This is a genomic window from Pseudomonas sp. (assembly GCF_048265905.1).
Classification (GTDB): domain Bacteria; phylum Pseudomonadota; class Gammaproteobacteria; order Pseudomonadales; family Pseudomonadaceae; genus Aquipseudomonas.
In genome coordinates, this window is sequence record NZ_JBLXAP010000001.1 from 334,194 (window position 1) to 353,981 (window position 19,788).

18 protein-coding genes and 1 riboswitch are annotated in these 19,788 nt (G+C 53.1%); of the genes, 7 read left to right on the plus strand and 11 right to left on the minus strand.

Features of this window, described 5'->3' with window-relative positions:
• Positions 1-68: 68 nt before the first annotated feature.
• Positions 69-956, plus strand: a complete 888-nt coding sequence (locus tag ACN0UH_RS01565) for a hypothetical protein (protein WP_417660402.1) — start codon at positions 69-71, stop codon at positions 954-956.
• A gap of 165 nt (positions 957-1,121) precedes the next feature.
• Here the strand turns inward: ACN0UH_RS01565 and ACN0UH_RS01570 are convergent, their stop codons facing one another.
• The 4 genes from ACN0UH_RS01570 to ACN0UH_RS01585 all read right to left on the minus strand — a co-directional run bounded on the left by ACN0UH_RS01570 (position 1,122) and on the right by ACN0UH_RS01585 (position 9,319).
• Positions 1,122-3,869, minus strand: coding sequence for a LuxR C-terminal-related transcriptional regulator (locus ACN0UH_RS01570; protein ID WP_417660403.1), 2,748 nt, complete (start codon positions 3,867-3,869; stop codon positions 1,122-1,124).
• A gap of 202 nt (positions 3,870-4,071) precedes the next feature.
• Positions 4,072-5,445, minus strand: a complete 1,374-nt coding sequence (locus ACN0UH_RS01575) for a DUF1329 domain-containing protein (protein WP_417660404.1) — start codon at positions 5,443-5,445, stop codon at positions 4,072-4,074.
• 29 nt (positions 5,446-5,474) lie between these two features.
• On the minus strand, positions 5,475-7,406 hold the full coding sequence (locus ACN0UH_RS01580; RefSeq protein ID WP_417660405.1) for a DUF1302 domain-containing protein: 1,932 nt from the start codon (positions 7,404-7,406) through the stop codon (positions 5,475-5,477).
• A 230-nt stretch (positions 7,407-7,636) separates the two neighbouring features.
• Positions 7,637-9,319 (minus strand): fatty acid--CoA ligase, encoded by a 1,683-nt coding sequence (locus ACN0UH_RS01585; protein WP_417660406.1) that lies wholly within the window; start codon positions 9,317-9,319, stop codon positions 7,637-7,639.
• A 194-nt stretch (positions 9,320-9,513) separates the two neighbouring features.
• Here ACN0UH_RS01585 and ACN0UH_RS01590 point away from each other — a divergent pair, with 194 nt between their 5' ends.
• Positions 9,514-10,689: an acetyl-CoA C-acyltransferase gene (locus ACN0UH_RS01590; protein WP_417660407.1), complete on the plus strand. Its 1,176-nt coding sequence runs from the start codon at positions 9,514-9,516 to the stop codon at positions 10,687-10,689.
• A gap of 65 nt (positions 10,690-10,754) precedes the next feature.
• Here ACN0UH_RS01590 and ACN0UH_RS01595 read toward each other — a convergent pair whose 3' ends face one another.
• On the minus strand, positions 10,755-11,384 hold the full coding sequence (locus ACN0UH_RS01595; protein ID WP_417660698.1) for a LysE family translocator: 630 nt from the start codon (positions 11,382-11,384) through the stop codon (positions 10,755-10,757).
• A gap of 75 nt (positions 11,385-11,459) precedes the next feature.
• Here ACN0UH_RS01595 and ACN0UH_RS01600 point away from each other — a divergent pair, with 75 nt between their 5' ends.
• The 3 genes from ACN0UH_RS01600 to ACN0UH_RS01610 all read left to right on the plus strand — a co-directional run bounded on the left by ACN0UH_RS01600 (position 11,460) and on the right by ACN0UH_RS01610 (position 14,298).
• Positions 11,460-12,425 carry a 2-hydroxyacid dehydrogenase gene (locus ACN0UH_RS01600; protein ID WP_417660408.1) on the plus strand — a complete coding sequence of 322 codons (966 nt, stop codon included), beginning with the start codon at positions 11,460-11,462 and terminating at the stop codon, positions 12,423-12,425.
• A 31-nt stretch (positions 12,426-12,456) separates the two neighbouring features.
• On the plus strand, positions 12,457-13,455 hold the full coding sequence (locus ACN0UH_RS01605; protein WP_417660409.1) for a methyltransferase: 999 nt from the start codon (positions 12,457-12,459) through the stop codon (positions 13,453-13,455).
• Positions 13,456-13,502: 47 nt separating this feature from the next.
• A riboswitch (yybP-ykoY riboswitch) is annotated at positions 13,503-13,704 on the plus strand.
• A 9-nt stretch (positions 13,705-13,713) separates the two neighbouring features.
• Positions 13,714-14,298 (plus strand): TMEM165/GDT1 family protein, encoded by a 585-nt coding sequence (locus tag ACN0UH_RS01610; RefSeq protein WP_417660410.1) that lies wholly within the window; start codon positions 13,714-13,716, stop codon positions 14,296-14,298.
• A 72-nt stretch (positions 14,299-14,370) separates the two neighbouring features.
• Here the strand turns inward: ACN0UH_RS01610 and ACN0UH_RS01615 are convergent, their stop codons facing one another.
• The 5 genes from ACN0UH_RS01615 to ACN0UH_RS01635 all read right to left on the minus strand — a co-directional run bounded on the left by ACN0UH_RS01615 (position 14,371) and on the right by ACN0UH_RS01635 (position 17,499).
• Entirely contained in the window at positions 14,371-15,360 is a 990-nt protein-coding gene (locus ACN0UH_RS01615; RefSeq protein ID WP_417660411.1) for an NAD-dependent epimerase/dehydratase family protein, read from the minus strand.
• A gap of 74 nt (positions 15,361-15,434) precedes the next feature.
• Entirely contained in the window at positions 15,435-16,250 is an 816-nt protein-coding gene (locus tag ACN0UH_RS01620; RefSeq protein ID WP_417660412.1) for a M48 family metallopeptidase, read from the minus strand.
• 127 nt (positions 16,251-16,377) lie between these two features.
• Complete coding sequence (locus ACN0UH_RS01625) at positions 16,378-16,995, minus strand: SOS response-associated peptidase (protein WP_417660413.1); 618 nt, start codon at positions 16,993-16,995, stop codon at positions 16,378-16,380.
• A gap of 61 nt (positions 16,996-17,056) precedes the next feature.
• Positions 17,057-17,317 carry a DUF2007 domain-containing protein gene (locus tag ACN0UH_RS01630; protein WP_417660414.1) on the minus strand — a complete coding sequence of 87 codons (261 nt, stop codon included), beginning with the start codon at positions 17,315-17,317 and terminating at the stop codon, positions 17,057-17,059.
• The gene (locus ACN0UH_RS01635; protein WP_087517977.1) at positions 17,317-17,499 is read right to left on the minus strand and encodes a CPXCG motif-containing cysteine-rich protein; all 183 of its coding nucleotides are present in this window, start codon (positions 17,497-17,499) and stop codon (positions 17,317-17,319) included. Before ACN0UH_RS01635 ends, ACN0UH_RS01630 begins: the two co-directional genes overlap by 1 nt.
• A gap of 155 nt (positions 17,500-17,654) precedes the next feature.
• Here ACN0UH_RS01635 and ACN0UH_RS01640 point away from each other — a divergent pair, with 155 nt between their 5' ends.
• Entirely contained in the window at positions 17,655-18,818 is a 1,164-nt protein-coding gene (locus ACN0UH_RS01640) for a 1-acyl-sn-glycerol-3-phosphate acyltransferase (RefSeq protein ID WP_417660415.1), read from the plus strand.
• A gap of 62 nt (positions 18,819-18,880) precedes the next feature.
• Here the strand turns inward: ACN0UH_RS01640 and ACN0UH_RS01645 are convergent, their stop codons facing one another.
• Positions 18,881-19,165: a hypothetical protein gene (locus ACN0UH_RS01645; RefSeq protein ID WP_417660416.1), complete on the minus strand. Its 285-nt coding sequence runs from the start codon at positions 19,163-19,165 to the stop codon at positions 18,881-18,883.
• A 387-nt stretch (positions 19,166-19,552) separates the two neighbouring features.
• Between ACN0UH_RS01645 and ACN0UH_RS01650 the strand changes: the two genes are divergently transcribed.
• A complete protein-coding gene (locus ACN0UH_RS01650) occupies positions 19,553-19,759 on the plus strand; it encodes a hypothetical protein (RefSeq protein WP_417660417.1) in 207 nt (68 codons plus the stop codon).
• Positions 19,760-19,788: the final 29 nt, after the last annotated feature.

Genomic DNA, 19,788 nt, shown 5'->3' on the forward strand with positions numbered 1-19,788 from the left:
CCATACTTTCATTCGGCAGACATAAGGCGCTTGAAACGCTAGCGTCAAATCCAGCCAGAACATGCAGGATGCCTTGGGTGCAGTTAACTAACAGATATCGTTCATTCACCTTATTAGTGATCACACTCTTACTGCTGTGGATCAACGTTGCCGGTGCCACGCAACTGTTCTATTTGGGTGAAAAAATTCCGGACATACAGCGGCCTTGGAGCAGCACCCATTACCAATCCTTGATTGCGGCCTTAAAAAAGGTAAATCAAACCCAGGCCAACGCACTGCCAAGGCGTAGCGGAGAGTTTACGGGGCCAATCTACCAACGCATGGTCAGCGATGAGAATCTACAAGCTCAGCTGAATATCTACCGACCACTAGTGTCGCGCCAGAACGAGGCACGAGAGTCGTTATTCCAACTCAAAGAGTTAATGCGCTTGTACTTTGACTTCAATGTTGCCAAACAGCCTTATGCTGCTGAGGCACTTGGTTTGATGAGCTACTCACTCAATCAACAAGCGGTACTTTTTAGCCTGACGACCGAGTTTTGGATGACTCTTTCCCCCGGCGAAATGAGTAATCCTGTACGCCTTAAAGGGCTGGCTGAAACCAAGGCTGCAGCTGCATTGCTGACCAAAAGCTCGCTCGATTACCTAGAACTCACTCAACAGTTTGGTCGTGAAGAATTGGTTCTGTACAGCGCGGATCTGAGCAAGCAGTTACCCAACTTATTTGTGCACCTATCCAGCGATGCCCGGCAAGGCTTGTTGGAACGAATCACCTATATTGGACAATCGCACTCAAACCCCGTCGTACGTACTAACATTGAGTCGCTGCAACCTGTTTTAGTCGAACTTCAGGACGATATGCAACAACAACTAAACCTCAGCAAGCGTAAGCAAACCGAACAAAAGTCCAATCCACAATTGAGTTTGAAACTCCCCAAGTCTGACCTGCCCTTCTAAGGAACCTCTGAAAAAGGTAGCGAGCGACGGGAGTACAAGACGAAAAGATGCGAAAAAGCGCAGTTTAGCTGTCCTAAATGAGCATTTTGAGCAGCTTTTTAACGCAGTAATACCTAGCGCAGTAGTTTTTCAGAGGTTTCCTAAGCCAAAACCCAACAGCCCACCTCAGAGCAGCCCCAAACTATTAGCCCGCGCTACAGCTTGGGTTCGCCTCTCAACCCCCAGCTTGCTGTTGATATGCCGAGCATGGGTTTTAACGGTATGCAGCGAAATAAATAACCGCTCGCTAATTTCCTGGTTCGAACAGCCCTTGGCAATCAACTCAAGTACGGCTTGTTCCCGGCTGCTCAATGCATCAATAAGACTCAGACACTCACGCGTCACTTCGGGCTTTGGATCAAGCGCTGGTAGCAACGCCAGCAAAGCTTCATTCACTGGATTACTAGCACGCGCCATAAGCTGCCCACGTAACCATTTCGGTTTATGCACCAAGAGCTCATCAAACTGCAGCAAGCCGCCCCCTGCTGCAACCTCCAGCGCATTATCGAGGTGCTGCTGCGCCTCTTGCTCTCGCCCAGAATGGAGGACAAGTAAAGTCAACTGCACTTCTGCAAACGAACCAATGAACTGTCCACCAGTTGTTTTGGCCCGCTGAATCAGCGCTTTTAATCGCCGCTCGGCTTCGGTGACACGCCCTTTAATCCGTTCAAGAACCGCTAAATGAAAGTCGATGTGCAACGCCAACTGCGGATGGTATTCAGGTGCTGTTGCAGCCTGTCCTGCTCCATAGGTTTCATCCAACCTCTCAAGCCAAGCCTCAGCAAGCTCTACCTGACCTTGGCGCAACCAGAGTTCACATTTGATTAGCGTAATCATCGCAAGATAATAAACAGCAGGCACATCCCAGATGTGCATCAGTCGCTCCGCATCACTGAGCAAAGCGAAAGCCTCGGACAAGCGCCCTTCACGGCCTTCTTGACTGGCTAAAACGCAATAACCGATCAACACATTAATGTCGCGACATGCACGCGACTCTTTGATACCCGCACGTAAATGAGAAGCCGCTTGTTTAGGCTGCAACCCTAGAGAAAGCAAGGTGCCCTCATACAGTTTGAGTCTGGCGCGAGCCGCATAAAAGCGGTGGGCCGGAACATCACGCAGCAATTCCAAACCTTGGCGCGTTTCTGCCAAGGCACGTGAAATTTCACCGCGTGCTTGCAGCACCCGAGCACGATCATAATAAGCGAGCGCTTCAAACAGTGGATTGGCAATACGCTGGGCAAGCTCTAACGCGTCACGATTAAGCCCTCGTGCTCGCCACAGGTCGCCTTGCACAATTGCCAGATTTGCCAATATCGACAAGCAGTTCAATCGCGGACCATAACGTTCGTGAGATAACCCGGCCAATGCGGCTGTACAGAATTCGATGGCTCGCGAGCTATCGCCGCGCCCCCGCGCAATCGCGCCACTAATCGCTAACCATTGCGCGACTAATTCTCGTTGCTGCTGATCAGATGGCGCGGGCAGAAAACGACTGAGCTGCGCGGCAAGCTCTTCAGCGGCGTCAAGCTGACAGGCTAAAGCCAATGCCCAGCTGTAAAGTAAAATCAGCCTGGAAGTACTGCTTAGCAAGTGATCTGGCAGATCCATTTTCCAACGTAATAATGCCGAAACATTTTGCTCCGCCAGCAACTGCTCTTCTGAAAGGCTCTGCACTAGATTCGCGGCAACGTCAGGCTGTCCGGCCTGCAGGGCCTGTTCGATTGCTTCATCGAGAAGGCCTTGAGCGCTGAACCAACGACAGGCACGTAAATGCATGTGAGCAACATTTATCTCGGAACTTTGCAGGGGGCGGACCCGCAATAAGTCTGAGAACAGGTGATGATAACGAAACCATTTACCCTGCTCATCCAGCGGTACGAGAAATACCTGGTGCGTCTGCAAGTAGTCCAAAATACTCGCGCTGTCGCGACTATCACGAATTACATCGCACAGTTCAGCACAAAAACGATCCATTCTTGCGGTGTCATACAAAAATGTCTGAACGTCCGCAGGCTGACGCTCAATGACCTCTTCAAGCAAGTACTCACGAATCAATCCTTGCGCACCATGTGGCACCGCCATCACATGATGCAGATCCGTCAATTGCCCGGCATCAGTTGCCGCCAGCAGCCACAAGCGCAGCCCGGCAATCCAGCCTTCACTGCGCACGCACAACTCAGCCAGTGCCTCCGCAGGCAAACTCGCACCCTGTCGACTCAACAACTGGCTGATCTCGTCTTGCGTCAAGCGTAGATCCTGCTCGTTTAGTTCTAATAACTGCTGCGATAAGCGCAGCCGTGCAAGATGCCAATCGGGACGCTGACGACTCGTCACCAAGAGCAACATCCCACTTGGCAGATGATTCAGAAGAAACTGCAAGCAACGGTCGAGGACCGCACCCTGAGCCAGATGATAATCATCCAACACCAGCAATAACGGCTGGCGCGGATCCAATACACGGGTCAAATCATCAAGGAACGCGTCCAGCCACTCTTCAAATGCAAAAGGCTGATGGCGTTGACGCATCTTCAACAACCCCAGCGCCTCATCCCCAACATTCGGGTAATGTTGTTGAAGCCCCAGTAACAGACGCTCCAGGAACTTCCCCGGATCACTGTCGCGTTCGCTCAAACCCAGCCATAGGTTTTGCCAGTTACTCGGCAAATGCTCACAAAACTCGATCGCCAAAGAGCTTTTACCGAAACCTGCAGGCGCTGATACCAGCAACAAACGACCTTGCAGACCGTGCTCTAGTCGTAGACATAGACGTGACCTGGAAACATGCCCTTCAGGCAGCGGCGGCCTGTAAAAGCGTAATTCCCCTTGGGCGGTGATTCGAGATGAGCCCGGCAGGCTGGATAAGTCGGTCATTTGCCTGTTCTTGGATGAGTTAGGTCAGCAATCTACATGACAGAGCATCAGACTAACGGCTTGATCAAGGCATTTGAAGCATTTAGGTGTTACCACACATAAAAGCAGAACCATCTGGTTTGTCATCCTGTTCTGTTGCACTCAGGCCTGAACAATAAAAAACCGGCACTAGGCCGGTTTTTTATTGCAGGGCCCGGTACGCTTAGCGTACGCCAGCCTGGCGCAGTGCCGCTGGGGTGAAATCACTTTCAGTGGCTTTGAAGTTAAAGTCGTAAGCCTCTTTCTCTTCGTTCTTCATGCCCAGTGCCAAGTAGCGTCCTGACAACAGGTCATAAAGGGTTTCCAGGGTGTACCAAGGCACTTGGTAGTTGTAGTAGTACTGCGAATGCGCTTCGGCTACACGCCACAGAGTGCCACGGCCATCGTAATGGTCGATTTCAGCCGCTTGCCAGGTATCTTCATCAATGAAAAAGTCACGCTTGGCATAGATATGGCGTTCACCCTTTTTCAAGGTTGCAGTCACGTGCCACACGCGGTGCAGTTCGTAGCGGGTCAAGTCTTGGTTGATGTGGCCTGGCTTGAGGATTTCCGAATACTTCAGCTTTGGCGAATCCAGGTCATAGCTGTTGTAAGGGATGTACTTCTCTTCCTTACCCACTAACTTCCAGTCATAACGATCTGGGGCACCGTTGTACAAGTCGAAGTTGTCCGAAGTACGCAGGCCATCGGCAGCGGTACCTGGGCCGTCATACGAAACCTGTGGAGCACGACGCACGCGACGTTGACCGGCGTTGTAGAGCCAGGCCAAACGCGGCTCTTTTACCTGGTTAAGGGTTTCGTGTACCAGCAGTACGTTACCTGCCAAACGCGATGGCGCGGTTACCCGCTGTTTGAAGTAGAACAGCACGTTGCTTTCTTTGCTTGGATCGTAGTCTGTCAACGAGTTACGAAAGGTAAACTCATCCTGGAAGTAAACCAGCGAGTAAGAACCGTTCGGCTGCGGCGTAGCTTGCGCCACAACCCGCTTGATGCTGCCTCCGCGGTAGCGAGTAATGTGGTTCCAGATAACCTCCAAGCCGTCTTTCGGGATTGGGAACGGGTTAGCGGTATCGAAGTTTTCCATACCGTTGCCGCCCTCAATCAACTTGGTGTTGAGCGCATTTTTCTTGGTCGCCTCGATAATCTTGGCGGGCACGGTTGCCGAACGGTGCGTGGTGTAAACCGGCATCTTGTAGGTAGTTGGATAACGCTTGAACAACGCAATCTGACCCGGCGTCAGATTAGCTTTGTACTGCTCCATATTTTCGGCAGTGATGGTGAACAACGGCTTTTCACTAGCGAACGGGTTAGCCAGAAACCCGCCAGCGTCAACCGTACCTGCGTTGGTTGGCAGGCCACCGGTCCAAGCTGGAATAGTTCCAGCAGCGTTCCCAGCCATTTCAGCACCGATAGGAGTCAAGCTAGTCCCCAGCTTTGCTGCTTCCTCGGCGGAAACGGCAGCAAGTACGCTGGTGGAAATCGAACTCAAGGCAAAAACTATTGCACTCGTTTGTAACAGACTTCTTGTTGTTTTCATAAATACAGCCTTCCTTTAAATCGGGTGCCTTAGAAGTTCATACCGAAGCTGAGCGCAGCAAAGTCGCGATCCGACTGAGTGCTGTAATCACCACCGAAGAAGTTGGTATATGACAGACTTGCGGTGTAGGTATTCTGGTATTCAGCATCCAACCCCAGACTTACACCTTTGCGGCCTTCTTCAAAGTTGGCGCCAGGGCCTGGGGAATAACCGTCAACGTCATGCGACCAGGAAACGCTTGGCTTGAGGTTGATACCCACTAATGCATCCGGGTATTCCCAAATTGCCCGAGCGCGGTAGCCCCAGGAATCTGCCGTGGTGAAACCTTCGTTATTGCAATGACGGCTAACGTTCTTGCCATTCGGGTCGCCCAAGGTACCTGCGTTGAGTGCCTGGCATGATGCAACACCACCGATCTGCCCCGGCAGCTCACCTGGACCGAAGATAGGGTCGCGGCCATAACGAGTATCGCTAGTGCTTTCGAGTCCGCCAACGTGAGTCCAGCCAATCTCTCCCACCAACGTTAGCCGGCTGGCGCCCATCACCTGATCGATGAAGTGGGTGAAGGTAGTTTGCAGTTGGGTGATTTCTTTACGACGATAACCCGGCAAATCCTGCCCTGGCTGACCATCCAGCAACGAAGCATTGTCGTACACCGCATTGCCGCCAATGCTGATCGGATTCAGACCGGCATACAAAATGTCAGTGGTGTTGAGCTGAACAGGCGCATTCGGCCGATAGCTCAACTCACCGCTCCACGCAGTACCTGTAGGCAAGGTGGTCGAAAAGCTCAAACCATACAAGCGGATGTCTTCAGGGTATTCGATGTAGTAGCTGCCGTTACCCGCGGTTGCTGCTGCGGCCAAACGTGCAGCGGTTGAAGCCCCTACCAAACCAGCCGCACCGGTTGCAACAGAGTTAATGGTATTGGTTGCATCAACTGAAGCACCTTGGCCGCTGAAAATTGGCAGCCGGCTGTGGTAGTTCATGAAGTAGGCGCCGAACTCAGTGTCTAGCTGATCCGCGAAGTAACGGAACGCCACACCGTACTGGCCACTGTCTCTGGCATCACGGTCAGGACCGCGCTTCACCAGCAAACCTTCATCCCAAGGTGATGGAGTCACACCCAAGCCAGCGCCGCCAAGGATGCTGTTAATCAGGTTAATCGATGCGGGGTCATTGGACAGTACAGCCAGATTCTGATCACAACCATCGGCCACGACGTCAGGCTGGGAGAAGAAAGTACCGCAGTTATCAACGACGGTCTGGTCCCACTCAAGCTGATAGAACGCTTCCATCGAGAGGCTGTCTGTCAGACTCTGCGATACATAGAACATGTTGACGGGGATCAGGCCTTCCTTGATCTCCGCACCGGGGCGACGGAAAGCGGAGACGTCAACCGGGTTGATCGAGTTGATCGAGTTCTGGATGAAGGTGCTCTCACCCCAGCTCACAACCTGCTTACCTAAACGCACAGTACCAGGCTGATTGCCGATGGCGTAGTTGTGGTAAACGAAGGCATCGAGGATTTCAGCACCGGAGGCCTGCGCCGCGGTTTTGCGATTGTGATCATCGATATCTTTGAAAAGACGATCTTCGTCTTTCAACTCGAAGTCATACCAATACTTGCCGCGAACAAACACGCCAGTATCGCCATACTTCAACTCAAGGTCGTGAATACCCTTGAAGATTTTCGAGAAGGTTTCGCCGCTCTTGAAGTTAAGACGCGAATCATCTGAGGTTTGTGAAAGACCACGACCGCCGTTATTAGAGCCAATCAGATCTTTGTCAGGACTCTCGGTAGACCAGCTTGCACCGACAGAAAGCGAGGAGTCGAATTGCCCCTCTATTTCACCAATGTTGAAGGTCACACCGAATGCAGGTGCGGCAAGAGTAGAAGCGAGGCCTACTGCCAACGGCAGTTTCGCCAGACGCCACTGTGGACAGATTTTTATTGTCATCGACACAACTCCATGGTGTTTTATTTTTATTTATGGCTCGACTATATCCAGCGTGCAAAACGGATTGATCCCTCGAAAGTGTGATTTGCAGAGCTTCAACCACTCTGGCCCAACGGTTTCACCGCATATAGCAATGTGCCGCTAAAGCAAGAATGGCTAGTAAATAGCAATTAGCAAGCCAAACGCTTGTTTGACTGATCAGTCACAGTCAAACCTTCGACTTACATTGGCTATAACGTCGACAGAAATTCGCTACCGGCTGCTTGCCATTGGGCGATATCCACGCGAATTCGTTTCTTATCCAGCTTGCCCACACTAGTCTTGGGAATTTCAGTAACAAGCGCAATTTGCGTTGGAATCGCCCACTTATTAATGTGGCCCTGCTCAACAAAAGGCTTGAGATGTTCTTTTAATCCTTTAGCGTCCAACTGCTGACCTTCATGCAGCACTATCAAGGCAAATGGTCGTTCACCCCACTGCGGATCAGCCACTCCAACCACTGCCACTTCACGCACAACGCTGCAGCGACTAATAAGGTCTTCAAGGGCAAGTGATGACAACCACTCACCGCCAGTTTTAATCACATCTTTAATCCGGTCGCGAATATCAATTACACCCATGCCGTCAATCGTCGCAACGTCACCAGTGTGCATCCAGCCGTGTTGCCACAACTCCTCACCTTTCTCAGGCTCACGGAAGTAACCTTGGGTTAACCAAGGCGAACGCAGCACCAACTCTCCTTGGGTTTCACCGTCAGATGGAAGAATTTTGCCCGCGCTATCCATGATGACCGCTTCAACCATTGGCACGGGAACGCCGGCCTTGATGCGATAGGTAATGCGCTCATCTTCGCTGCCCGCTTGCAACTCCGCATTGAGGTAGCCACAGGAAATCAATGGGCAGGTTTCCGACATGCCATACGCCGCAGTCAACTGGATACCAGCCGTTTTGGCTGCATCGTAAACAGCACGGTTCAACGAGCTGCCGCCAATGATCATTTTCATCCCGCCAAAGTCATGGCCCTTGGCGCTTGGGCTGTTAAGCAGCATCTGCAAAATGGTCGGAACACAGTGCGAGAAGGTTACTTTTTCTTCGCGGATCAACTTGCACAGCAGTTCAGGTTCATAGCGCCCCGGATAAACCTGCTTGATCCCGAGCATGGTCGCCACATATGGAATACCCCAGGCGTGCACGTGAAACATCGGCGTAATGGGCATATAAACATCGCTGTTGCCGAGCAAACGTATGCTATCGAGAGAGCCAACAGTCGTGCCTAATGCAAGGGTATGCAACACCAACTGACGGTGCGTGAAATACACACCCTTCGGATTACCTGTAGTGCCGGTGGTATAGAAAGTAGTCGCGACTGAGTTCTCATCAAAATCAGCAAAGTCATAGCTCGGGCTCGCACCCGCAAGCAGTTCTTCGTATTCACCCACGCAATCAGGAAGGCTCGAGGTTTTAAGCGCTGTATCGGTCAGTAACAGCGTCTTCTCAACGGTGGTCAACTGATCCGCCAAGCCGTTGTAGAGTTCGACAAACTCAGTATTGACCAGAACAAACTTATCCTCAGCATGATTCATGGTGTAGAGGATTTGCTCTGCGGACAAACGGATATTGATGGTATGCAGCACCGCTCCGATCATCGGCACGGCAAACATGCATTCAAGATAACGGTGACTGTCCCAGTCCATCACAGCGACAGTATCCCCAGCCTTGACACCTGCTTCGCTGAGAACATTGGCTAAACGCGCAATACGCTGATTCAGTGTTTTGTAGTCGTAGCGAACTTGGTCGCGATAAACGATTTCACGGGTTTTTTCATAACGCCCGCCTGAAAGCAGCAAGCTCTTTAGCAATAGAGGCGATTGATGTGCATTAGCTGAAGGAGGAATTATCCGAGTTTGCAACATTTGGCACCTTTCGACATTCGGGTATTTGAGTCGCTAAGACTCTAGAACGCTCTAGCAAGACGCAAATCAACCAAAAGAATGATTTGAAATATGACTATAAAACCAACTTAAGTCACACTGCATCACTCAAGTACATGTAAGTCACAATTCGTCCTCCGTATCGATTTATACCCTTTGTTTATGAGGTAACAACCATGTCTGAGATTGTCATCGTTAGCGGCGCTCGTACCCCAATGGGCGGCTTTCAGGGCAACTTATCCAGCGTTCCGGCTGTCGAGCTTGGCGCCACTGTTATTCGTGAAGCGGTCAACCGGGCTGGCATTGCCCCAGACGATGTAGAAGAAGTAATTATGGGCTGTGTGCTGCCTGCGGGCCTAAAACAAGGCCCCGCTCGTCAAGCTTCGCTGAACGCAGGTCTGCCAAGCAAAACCGGTTGCACCACTATCAACAAGCTCTGTGGCTCGGGCATGAAAGCGGTAATGCTGGCCCACGATCTGATTAAAGCGGGCAGCAGCAAGATCATGGTTGCTGGCGGTATGGAGAGCATGTCTAACGCGCCATATGTCTTGGAGAAAGCGCGCAATGGCTTGCGTATGGGCCACGGCGAAATCAAAGACCACATGTTTCTCGACGGTTTGGAAGACGCACGTACGGGTCGTCTGATGGGTTCCTTTGCCCAAGAAACTGCCGACGCCCATGGGATTAGCCGTGAGGAAATGGACGCCTACGCCATTGAGTCGCTTAAACGTGCTCAAGCGGCGATCAGCAACGGCTCGCTCGACGCCGAAATCGTTCCGGTCACAGTCAGCAGTCGCAAAGGCGAGGTTGTGATTAAGGATGATGAGCAGCCGCACAATGCCAACATGGAGAAAATCCCAAGCCTGCGCCCGGCCTTCAAAAAGGATGGCACCATCACCGCGGCCAACGCCAGTTCCATCTCCGATGGTGCCTCGGCACTGGTTATGATGAGCGCTGAAGAAGCAGCCAAGCGTGGCCTCAAACCGCTGGCAAAAATCGTTGGCCATGCCACTCAAAGCCAGGACCCCAGTGAATTCACGCTTGCGCCAGTTGGTGCAATGACCAACCTGTTTAACAAAACAGGTTGGAGCGCAGATCAGGTTGATCTGTTTGAGATTAACGAAGCCTTTGCCATGGTGACCATGCTGGCAATGCGCGAACACAATCTCGACCACAGCAAGGTCAACATCTACGGAGGGGCTTGCGCCCAGGGCCATCCGGTTGGTTCTACTGGTTCGCGAATTATTCTGACGCTGATCAATGCCCTGAAAAACACCGGCGGCAAGCGTGGCGTAGCAGCACTGTGTATCGGTGGTGGTGAGGCCACTGCTGTGGCAGTTGAACTGTTGTAATTACCGTCTCGCAAAAACAACGCCCGGCTTGATGCCGGGCGTTTTGCTGCTTACAGACAAGGTTTCTAGTGCACAGAGGTAAACGCCAGTTTTATACCCAACCCCACCAACACCACGCCCATCAACCGGTCAAACCAGTGTCCCATCCGGGCAAAGCCAGCACGTACACGTTGGTGACTAAACAGCATCGCCACCAGACAGAACCACAATGCCGTAGCCGCCGCCAAATACACCCCGTAGCCGGCCTGTACCAGCAGCGGCGTGTGTGGATTGATCACCACGGTAAACAGTGACAAGAAAAATAATGTGGCTTTAGGGTTAAGCCCATTGGTAACAAAACCAGTGACAAAAGCCCCACGCGCTGAGCGCTCATCAATAGGTTTATCCAGATCAAGGCTGGCCGGGTCTGCTGGCTTGGCGCGCAGAGCTTTGATACCGATGTAGAGCAAATAAGCCGCAGCCAGCCACTTCAATGCATTAAATAGCACGATCGATTGCGATACGATCAGGCCAATGCCGAGCAAAGAATAGGCAACATGAACAAAAATACCGACGCCAACACCAAGGGCAGTAAAGATTCCTGCACGACGTCCAGAGCCAACACTCTCGCGAACGACAATCGCAAAGTCAGGGCCGGGACTGGCGACAGCGAGCAGATGAATTAATGCTACGGTAAAAAACTCGGCCCAATACATGGCAGTCTTCGTTCCCATGAGTCTGTTAGTCTTCAAGACTACGCCCTTTCCATCCGCAAAATAAAGGTACAGCTGATGAGCAACAGTCACCTCGCAGTATTCCTCGACCACAGTTCTCTTGACCTCGGCGACCTCGACATGGCGCCATTGCAGCAAGCCTTTGGCGAGTTACGCGTGCATGATCGCACTGCCCCGCAACAGATCATCGAACGCCTGCAAGGTGCTCAAGTAGCCATCATCAACAAGACCATAATCAACGCGCAAACGCTGAAGGCCTGCCCTGACCTCAAGCTGATTCTGATCTCAGCAACCGGCACTAACAACGTCGATCTGAATGCGGCGCGTGAGCACGGAGTGACCGTGTGCAACTGCCAAGGCTACGGGACACCTTCGGTTGCTCAACATACCTTGATGCTGCTGCTGGCCATGGCAACTCGCCTACCGGATTACCAACGTGACGTAGCAGCTGGTTTGTGGCAAAAATCGTCGCAGTTTTGTTTGCTTGATTATCCAATCGTTGAACTTGAAGGCAAAACCCTTGGCGTGCTCGGCCACGGTGAGCTTGGCGGTGCGGTTGTTAAACTGGCAGAAGCCTTTGGCATGCGTATTCTGATCGGCCAAATTCCAGGCCGTCCCGCTCGCCCTGATCGTCTGCCGCTGGCCGAGCTGTTGCCACAGATTGATGCACTCACCCTGCACTGTCCGCTCAACGCCGACACCGAAAACATGCTCGGTGCTGAACAGCTCAAGCTGATGAAACCAACCGCTTACATCATCAATACCGCGCGCGGCGGCTTGATTAATGAACAAGCATTGGCCGACAGCTTGCGCAGCGGGCATCTGGGCGGGGCTGCAACCGATGTTCTCACTCAGGAGCCGCCTACCAGCGACAATCCTTTGCTGGCGGGTGACATTCCTCGTTTGATCATCACGCCACACAGCGCATGGGGCAGTAAAGAAGCACGCCAACGTATCGTGGTACAGATGGCGGAGAATGCTCAGGCATTTTTCAGCGGTGCAGCGCGTCGCGTAGTCAGCTAAGCTGCGCGCCTTTTTAGATAGAGGAGCGATCATGGACCCGCGAAGCGAAGTGCTGCTGCGACAGGCAGAGCTGTTTGCCGGCCCACTACTCTTGGCGGGACTGCCCAGCGATGATTTGCTCGGGCATCTGCCGGATGCGCAAAGCTGGAGCTGGCATGCAGGTGATCACGCTCTGCTTGAAGCCCGCTTTGCCGGGCGCAATCACTTTGGTGTCAGCGCCCCGCAAACCTCAGCAGAAGCCGGCGTGCTGTTTCTGCCTAAATCCCGCGAACTGACCGAATACCTGCTCAACGCTCTGGCCGCAGTGCTGCCGGGACGCGAACTATTCTTGGTCGGTGAAAAACGTGCGGGCATTGAGCGCGCAGCCAAACAAATGGCGGCATTCGGCAAGCCACGTAAACTCGACAGCGCTCGTCACTGTCAGCTTTGGCAGGTGCGGATTGATAATGCCCCACCAGCGCCTGACCTGACTGCATTAGCGCAGCACTACACACTGCAACTGCCTGACGGCCCATTAACGATTGTTAGCCTGCCTGGCGTATTCAGCCACGGCCGCCTGGATATCGGCAGCCAACTGCTGCTGGAGCACCTTGATGGCCTGCAAAGCGGGCATATACTCGATTTTGGCTGTGGCGCCGGGGTCTTGGGCTCAGCCCTGAAACGCCGCTATCCAGATAGCCGTGTGAGCATGCTTGATGTCGATGCCTTTGCAGTTGCCAGTAGCCGCCTGACGCTGGCGCAAAACAACCTTGAAGCCGATGTGATCTGTGGCGACGGCATTGACGCCGCGCCGTTTGAGCTAAGTACCATCCTCAGCAACCCGCCGTTTCACCAAGGTGTGCACACGCACTACCATGCCAGCGAAAACCTGCTGCGTCAGGCTGAGAAACACCTAAAGCACGGTGGTCAGTTGCGCATCGTTGCCAACAGCTTCCTGAAATACCCAGCATTGATCGAACAGCACCTTGGCGCCTGCACGACACAAGCCGAGGCCAAGGGTTTTCGTATTTATGACGCACGAAAAAACTGAGCGCTTGGTTAATTCAACTTGCCCAACCTTGCCTGTTTAGGCAGAATGCTCGCGTCCTAGGGGAGTAGTCTCCCGCAAGCCCTGCTCAGCAGCGAGTTTGCCCGGCGCTCGTCAACATACTTGGTCAACAGACCATGGCGAGTGCGACCCAGGCCCAAGCGGCCAGCGGTTTGACAAGACCTATGACACGCACACCTTACCCGGGGCGGGAAGGCTGTACGTGTCATAGCCGTTTTGACCCGCCCCTTCGGAAACCTGATGCTTGAATCTCTAACCGTCCCAACCCTAATCGTTGCCTTGGCTGAAATCGGCGATAAGACGCAACTGCTTGCGCTATTGCTGGCTGCGCGCTTTCGCAAACCCTGGCCAATTATCGCGGGTATCATCGCGGCGACACTGGCCAACCATTTTCTAGCGGGTGCCGTCGGCAATTGGGTTGCAGGGTTCTTCTCTCCCGCCACGCTAAGCTGGGTGCTGGCAATCTCGTTTATCGCCGTAGCGTTATGGACACTGGTGCCAGATAAACTCGATGACGATGAAGCCTCAGGCCTCAAGCGTTATGGACCGTTCCTGACGACCTTGATCGCATTCTTTCTGGCTGAGATGGGCGATAAGACCCAAGTCGCGACGGTGATGCTGGCAGCGCAATACCCGCATTTTATTTTGGTTGTCATCGGCACCACGCTGGGCATGTTGATTGCCAACGTACCTGTGGTTCTGGCAGGTAACTTTGCCGCTGAACGCCTGCCGCTCACCCTGATTCGCCGTTTGGCAGCAAGCGCCTTCGCGGTTCTGGCAGTGTATGCGACCTATCAAGCACTCAAGTTCAGCGGTTATTTATAATCGACCCGAAGCTTGAAGGTATTTGCTCAGGTGGCACAGCTATATTCAGCTGCGCTGCCTGAGCAAACACAATCATTTATCGATATAGCCGTTGTCACGAAACCACTTAATGGTGCGCGCCAAGGTCTCATCCAATGACTGCTCGGCGACAAAACCCAACTCCTCCCGCGCCTTGCTGCCGTCGAGAAACTGACCGCCAGCCATCACCGCAATTGCGGTGTCGCTGAGCAGCGGTAGCTTGCCAGTTAAGCGGTAACGTAGACGCCCAAGAGCGGCGATAACCCGCACTATTTTTAACGATGCAGGTTTGGGAGCTGGCACGCCCAACTGCTGAGCAATCTTTGCGCTCAGCTCAGACAGCATGATGTTTTCTCCAGTCAGCAGATAACGCTCGCCAACCCGGCCTTTCTCCAGCGCCAGCAACAGCCCTCGTCCGGCATCGGCAGCATCAATAACATTACGTGCGCCTTGCACATAACGAGTCATTTTCCCACTGGCGATGGCGGTAATCAAACGCCCGGTACTCGGTCCGCTGTCGTATTCGCCCAAGCTCATGGCCGGAATCGCGGTTATAACCGGCAAACCGTTGCGGGCCTGTTCTCGGGCCTGCTCATCAAGCGCCCATTTACTCAGTAAGTAGCTATTACGCCATTGTGGCATTGATGGGTAAAACAGCCCTTCATTGCCGAGCCGAACCTGCGGGTCACGTGGCAAAGCAATCGCCGCACCGACATAGACAATACGCGGCACACCAGCGGCCAGGCATGCGGCATAGAAATGGTTGTTGAGATCCAGCGCACTCGACACATCATCCTGCCAACGCCGGGGCCGCGTCGGGTAGTAGCCAGCGCTAAAGATCACACCATCTATACCGCTTAAAGCCTGCACCAAGGCTGCATGATCAAACAGATCGGCACTGCGACACTCGGGACTCAAGTAGGAAAGACGCTCGATACGCGAAGATGGCCGATGAATAAGTACCAGCTCATGTCCTGCAGCACGAATGGCGCGGGCGGCGTGATGGCCCAATAAACCGGTAGAACCAATGACGGCGTACTTCACAACGACTCCTGAGACTATAAAAAAGCCCAGAAGACCAATACGGTCACTGGGCGATTTAACTTACAAGGTTTGTCTCAGCGTTTGGCCTGCTGGTACAGCGGCATCACCTTTGGAATCGCTGCTTGCAATGAGGCAATGCGGCTATCTGATGAAGGGTGAGTACTCATAAACTCCGGTGGCGCGCCCTCGCTGGCCTTGGCCATCTTGTTCCACAGGCTAACCGCAGCATTTGGGTTATAACCTGCACGCGCGGCCAACTCCAGACCGATCAAGTCCGCTTCGTTTTCGTTCGACCGGCTATTTGGCAGCGTCATACCATATTGCACCGCATAGTCGGTGAGCCCCATCACATCCTGGCCCAGCCCCAATAACGCGCCAGCACCTTGTTTGGCGATCTCGATGCCGTAAGCCTTGGACATGGCTTCACGCCCATGCTCGCGCAGAGCGTGAGCAATCTCATGGCCCATGACCGCGGCGATCTCATCGTCGGTTAGCTTTAGTTTGTCGATCAGGCCGCTGTAGAAAATAATCTTCCCGCCAGGGCCGCAATTGGCGTTGAGTTCCGGGCTATCAATTAAATTGACTTCCCATTGCCACTGCGCGGAGTCAGGACGAAAGTTCGGCGCTTGCTTGATCAAGCGGTTGGCAATGGTTTGCAAGCGCTTGGCGTCGGCCGTGTTTTTTTCCAACTTGCCTTTGCTTGAGGCGGCAGCCACTGTCTCTTTATACGACTGAGCGTACGACTGATTAACTTCATCGGTCGAGAGCATGCTGAACATGTACTGTTTGCGATCGACGCCCACAGCGCCGCCACTTGTGGTGTTCACAGCTTGGCATCCAGCCAGCAGCAGTGCCGCAGCGAGCGCCGTTACGGGCAACGACTTCTTCATCCTGAATCTCCTTTGGGTAAGACCACTATGCTAGGCCGCACAACGTCTCTGAGCAACTGGAAAACATACGCATAAGCCGCTGTTTGTGAAGAATTTCTTAGAATAACAAATAAGTCAAAACGCCCTATTACGCCGGTGTCAGGCACTCAGGTGCATCAAGCGCGGGATCATTAACAAAGTTGGCCAATACACGCTCGCGCAATACCGGCTGCGCACTGGTGAGTATCATCAGTAGCTCATCAAAAGGAGTGTCTGGATCAAGCCAGAGTTGCTGCTGCGCCTCATTTAAAATCAACGGCCGCCGCTGATTGGCTGCCGCCTGAGTAACCACCGCAGCACTTAAATAGACAGCGCCATCAACAGGATACGCCTCCCACAACGCAGCGAAATACAGCGTCGGGCTGTCGCCAGCCAGCCAGTAAGGGCGCTTGCGTGTAGTGCCACGCCATTCGTAAAAGCCATTGGCAGGCAGCAAACCACGACGCAAGCGAAATGCCTCACGAAACATTGGCTGGTCGGCGACAGTTTCAGCACGCGCCTGTGCCGGTGTCTTGCTGAGGTCAACCAGCCAAGGCGGCGTTAAGCCCCAGCGCACACGGCTGAGGGTTTGCTCGCCAGCTTCACGACGCAGCAACAGCACCTGCGAGTTTGGCGAAATACTCCAATGTGGCTGTTGGTCCTGCGGGAAGCCCGGCAACCCTGCAAATGCTGGCGACCAACGGAAAAAAGCATAACGTCCACACATGGTTTTACTCAATTTTGCAGCAGGCCATGCAATGCATGCCGGATTTAATCTGACGATAGGTCTAACAGACTAATTCGCCTTGATAGCTCTCGGGTTCATCGCCCGGTAGCGGTTGCGCACCATTGTACGCAGTGATCAACTCGCGCGCCTGCCCCGCCTGCCGATCATTAACCATCAAGCCAAGCAAACCGCTGGCCGGCAACTCACCAACCGCACCGGAGAGATGGCGCCCCGATATAAATGCTTCGATCCCTTCACTTGCGAGCATGCCAAGTAGCAGCTCAGCCTCGATCAAGTCTTGCGGCTCGTAGATCCGTTGCATTAGTCATTCTCCGCTCTGACATCCAGCGTCCAGTCTTCACCATTAGTGGAGAGGTCAAAGACAATCGGCCGGCAACACACTTCACAGTCTTCAATGTACTGCTGATCCCCGGCAGACAGGTCAAGCAGCGCCTCGACTGTCTCACCGCAATATGGGCATTGATACATCTGACTTTCGAGCATCCCAGCCTCCGTGTGACTTGAGGGTATAATCGTGGGTCTATTGCAAGCCCATGCACTTACTGTTGATATACGCCGCTGTGCAGACCCACAGTATTTGCAGGACGTTTACTTCAAAATACCGGTAGCACCTAACCGGCTAACCACATGAGATCATGATGGGCGAATTCGATTCCATCCGGCCCTACGCCGACGCCGAAGTTCCCGCCGTTCTGGCGCGATTGCTTGCGGACGACGTATTTCTCGGCATCCTCACCCAGTTCCGTTTCCCCCGTTTGGCCAAACCGTTCGGCTGGTTGCTTAAACCACTTATAGCCTATCGGCTGCGCAAAGAGTTTATTGGGGTCAATTCTGTCTCTGCCTTGCAGGACAAAGTCGAACCCTACGTTGACCGCTCGATTGAAGATGCAACCGACGGCGTCACCTATTCAGGCGTCGAGGGCCTCAAGCGCGGCAGTGCTTATTTGCTGCTGGCCAACCACCGAGACATCGTGATGGACCCGGCCTTTGTCAACTATGCGGTGTACCACGCAGGCTTGCCTACACCGCGTATAGCGATTGGCGACAACTTACTGCAAAAGCCTTTCGTTAGCGACCTGATGCGCCTCAACAAAAGCTTTATCGTGCACCGGACACTCAGCGGTCGGCGAGAAAAACTGGCGGCATACCAATTGCTCTCGGCCTATATCAGCCATTCGATTATCAATGATTGTGAATCGATCTGGATCGCCCAAGCTGAAGGGCGCGCCAAAGATGGCGATGACAGAACTGACTCGGCAATCCTGAAGATGTTTCATATGAGCCGCAAAACCGAAGCGTTCGGTGATGTGATCCGCTCACTGAAGCTGACCCCTGTTTCGATCAGCTATGAATACGACCCTTGCGATCTGGCCAAAGCCCGTGAGCTGTATATCCGTGCCACCACCGGCACCTATGAAAAAGCCGCTGGCGAAGATGACCAAAGCATCGGTCTGGGTATCACCGGTTACAAAGGCCGTGTGCATATCCACTTTGGCAAGCCGATTGAGAGTGAGTGCGAAGACAGTAAGCAACTGGCGCTCGAAATGGATAAATGCATTCTCGGCGACTACCGCTTGTTCCCTGTTCACTATCTGGCTTACGAAATGTGGGCGGAGCAGGATCCTCAATTGCAGGTGCCGCCAGCACTTCAATTGTTCGGCAAAGACGAGCTTGAAGCTGCCAAAGAGCAGTGGAGTAAGCGCTTGGCTGCGTGCCCAGCGGAACAGCAACCGTACTTGATCCTGCAATACGCCAACCCGGTGCGTAACCAGTATCGAGTCAAAGCAGGTTTGCCGTTGTAACCCAACGCTGAATCCAAAAAGGCAGCCTGAGGCTGCCTTTTTCAGATCAGTTACGCGCAAACCTAGAGTTGCGTGCTCGCCTCAGATAACAGCAAACCAAACAGCAACGCCGCACTGGCAAAGCCATAAAAAAACTGATTCAGGCGCTGTGTTGGCGCATCAATCATTGCGGACTCATCGACCCGCGCGTCGACATCACTGGCAAGCATACGCGCTATCGCACGCTGCTCACGGACACGGGTCATCAACAGCAACAGACCTCCAGCCAAAGCAAAAAACAGCGCCAAGGCATTCACCGTTCGCCTCGGATACGCGGTAAACAACGACCACAACAGCTGCAATAACATCAACATCTCCACATCAGATTGGTGCAACTTGCGACGGGCCGCACCAGCAAGGGGACAAAACCTGCCCGCATTGCTTATAAACCCTAAATAAAAAGCCTTATCTGCCTCGGAAAAATCGCATTTTAGGGATCAAAATGGCTGAGCAAGCCCTAATCCGTGGGGTTAGCGCACCGCTGAAAACTGATCGGCGCGCCTCAAAGGCCGAAATAAAGCGGCGCAGTTTACGCCAACCGTGGACTTAGATGATTCGCTTCCGACGAATGAAAAGCTCAGATCAAAGCTGTCTGAAAATCGTCATAAAACTGGCCTAATGTTTGAATCCTCTTTGTTACGCAGCTACGCAACACTGCGCGGCGCGCTTCCTACGGTAAAGAAGAGGAAACTGTCATGCTCAACCCACAACCTGTTGACCACGATTACATGATCGAATCACTGGATGAAGTGGACGATGTGATTGATGAGCTTTCTTTCAATGTCCAGGACAATCACTGGCTGGTGTACTGCTCAATGGGCGGTCACGAACATTACGACCTGCCTGATATCGATACCCACACTGGCTTGAGCCTGCCCGAACTCTACGAAGAAGTTGCTTAAGAGCCCTTCGAGTTAAACGCCCAGCCAAC

What these genes read in the sequence shown, in the direction of transcription:
- ACN0UH_RS01650 (WP_417660417.1), top strand. Translation starts at nt 19,553, where the DNA reads ATGCTCAACCCACAACCTGTTGACCACGATTACATGATCGAATCACTG.
- ACN0UH_RS01575 (WP_417660404.1), bottom strand. Translation starts at nt 5,445, where the DNA reads ATGAAAACAACAAGAAGTCTGTTACAAACGAGTGCAATAGTTTTTGCC.
- ACN0UH_RS01605 (WP_417660409.1), top strand. Translation starts at nt 12,457, where the DNA reads ATGGACCCGCGAAGCGAAGTGCTGCTGCGACAGGCAGAGCTGTTTGCC.
- ACN0UH_RS01565 (WP_417660402.1), top strand. Translation starts at nt 69, where the DNA reads ATGCCTTGGGTGCAGTTAACTAACAGATATCGTTCATTCACCTTATTA.
- ACN0UH_RS01620 (WP_417660412.1), bottom strand. Translation starts at nt 16,250, where the DNA reads ATGAAGAAGTCGTTGCCCGTAACGGCGCTCGCTGCGGCACTGCTGCTG.
- ACN0UH_RS01645 (WP_417660416.1), bottom strand. Translation starts at nt 19,165, where the DNA reads ATGTTATTGCAGCTGTTGTGGTCGTTGTTTACCGCGTATCCGAGGCGA.
- ACN0UH_RS01595 (WP_417660698.1), bottom strand. Translation starts at nt 11,384, where the DNA reads ATGTATTGGGCCGAGTTTTTTACCGTAGCATTAATTCATCTGCTCGCT.
- ACN0UH_RS01585 (WP_417660406.1), bottom strand. Translation starts at nt 9,319, where the DNA reads ATGTTGCAAACTCGGATAATTCCTCCTTCAGCTAATGCACATCAATCG.
- ACN0UH_RS01570 (WP_417660403.1), bottom strand. Translation starts at nt 3,869, where the DNA reads ATGACCGACTTATCCAGCCTGCCGGGCTCATCTCGAATCACCGCCCAA.
- ACN0UH_RS01610 (WP_417660410.1), top strand. Translation starts at nt 13,714, where the DNA reads ATGCTTGAATCTCTAACCGTCCCAACCCTAATCGTTGCCTTGGCTGAA.
- ACN0UH_RS01600 (WP_417660408.1), top strand. Translation starts at nt 11,460, where the DNA reads ATGAGCAACAGTCACCTCGCAGTATTCCTCGACCACAGTTCTCTTGAC.
- ACN0UH_RS01580 (WP_417660405.1), bottom strand. Translation starts at nt 7,406, where the DNA reads ATGACAATAAAAATCTGTCCACAGTGGCGTCTGGCGAAACTGCCGTTG.
- ACN0UH_RS01640 (WP_417660415.1), top strand. Translation starts at nt 17,655, where the DNA reads ATGGGCGAATTCGATTCCATCCGGCCCTACGCCGACGCCGAAGTTCCC.
- ACN0UH_RS01630 (WP_417660414.1), bottom strand. Translation starts at nt 17,317, where the DNA reads ATGCAACGGATCTACGAGCCGCAAGACTTGATCGAGGCTGAGCTGCTA.
- ACN0UH_RS01635 (WP_087517977.1), bottom strand. Translation starts at nt 17,499, where the DNA reads ATGCTCGAAAGTCAGATGTATCAATGCCCATATTGCGGTGAGACAGTC.
- ACN0UH_RS01625 (WP_417660413.1), bottom strand. Translation starts at nt 16,995, where the DNA reads ATGTGTGGACGTTATGCTTTTTTCCGTTGGTCGCCAGCATTTGCAGGG.
- ACN0UH_RS01590 (WP_417660407.1), top strand. Translation starts at nt 9,514, where the DNA reads ATGTCTGAGATTGTCATCGTTAGCGGCGCTCGTACCCCAATGGGCGGC.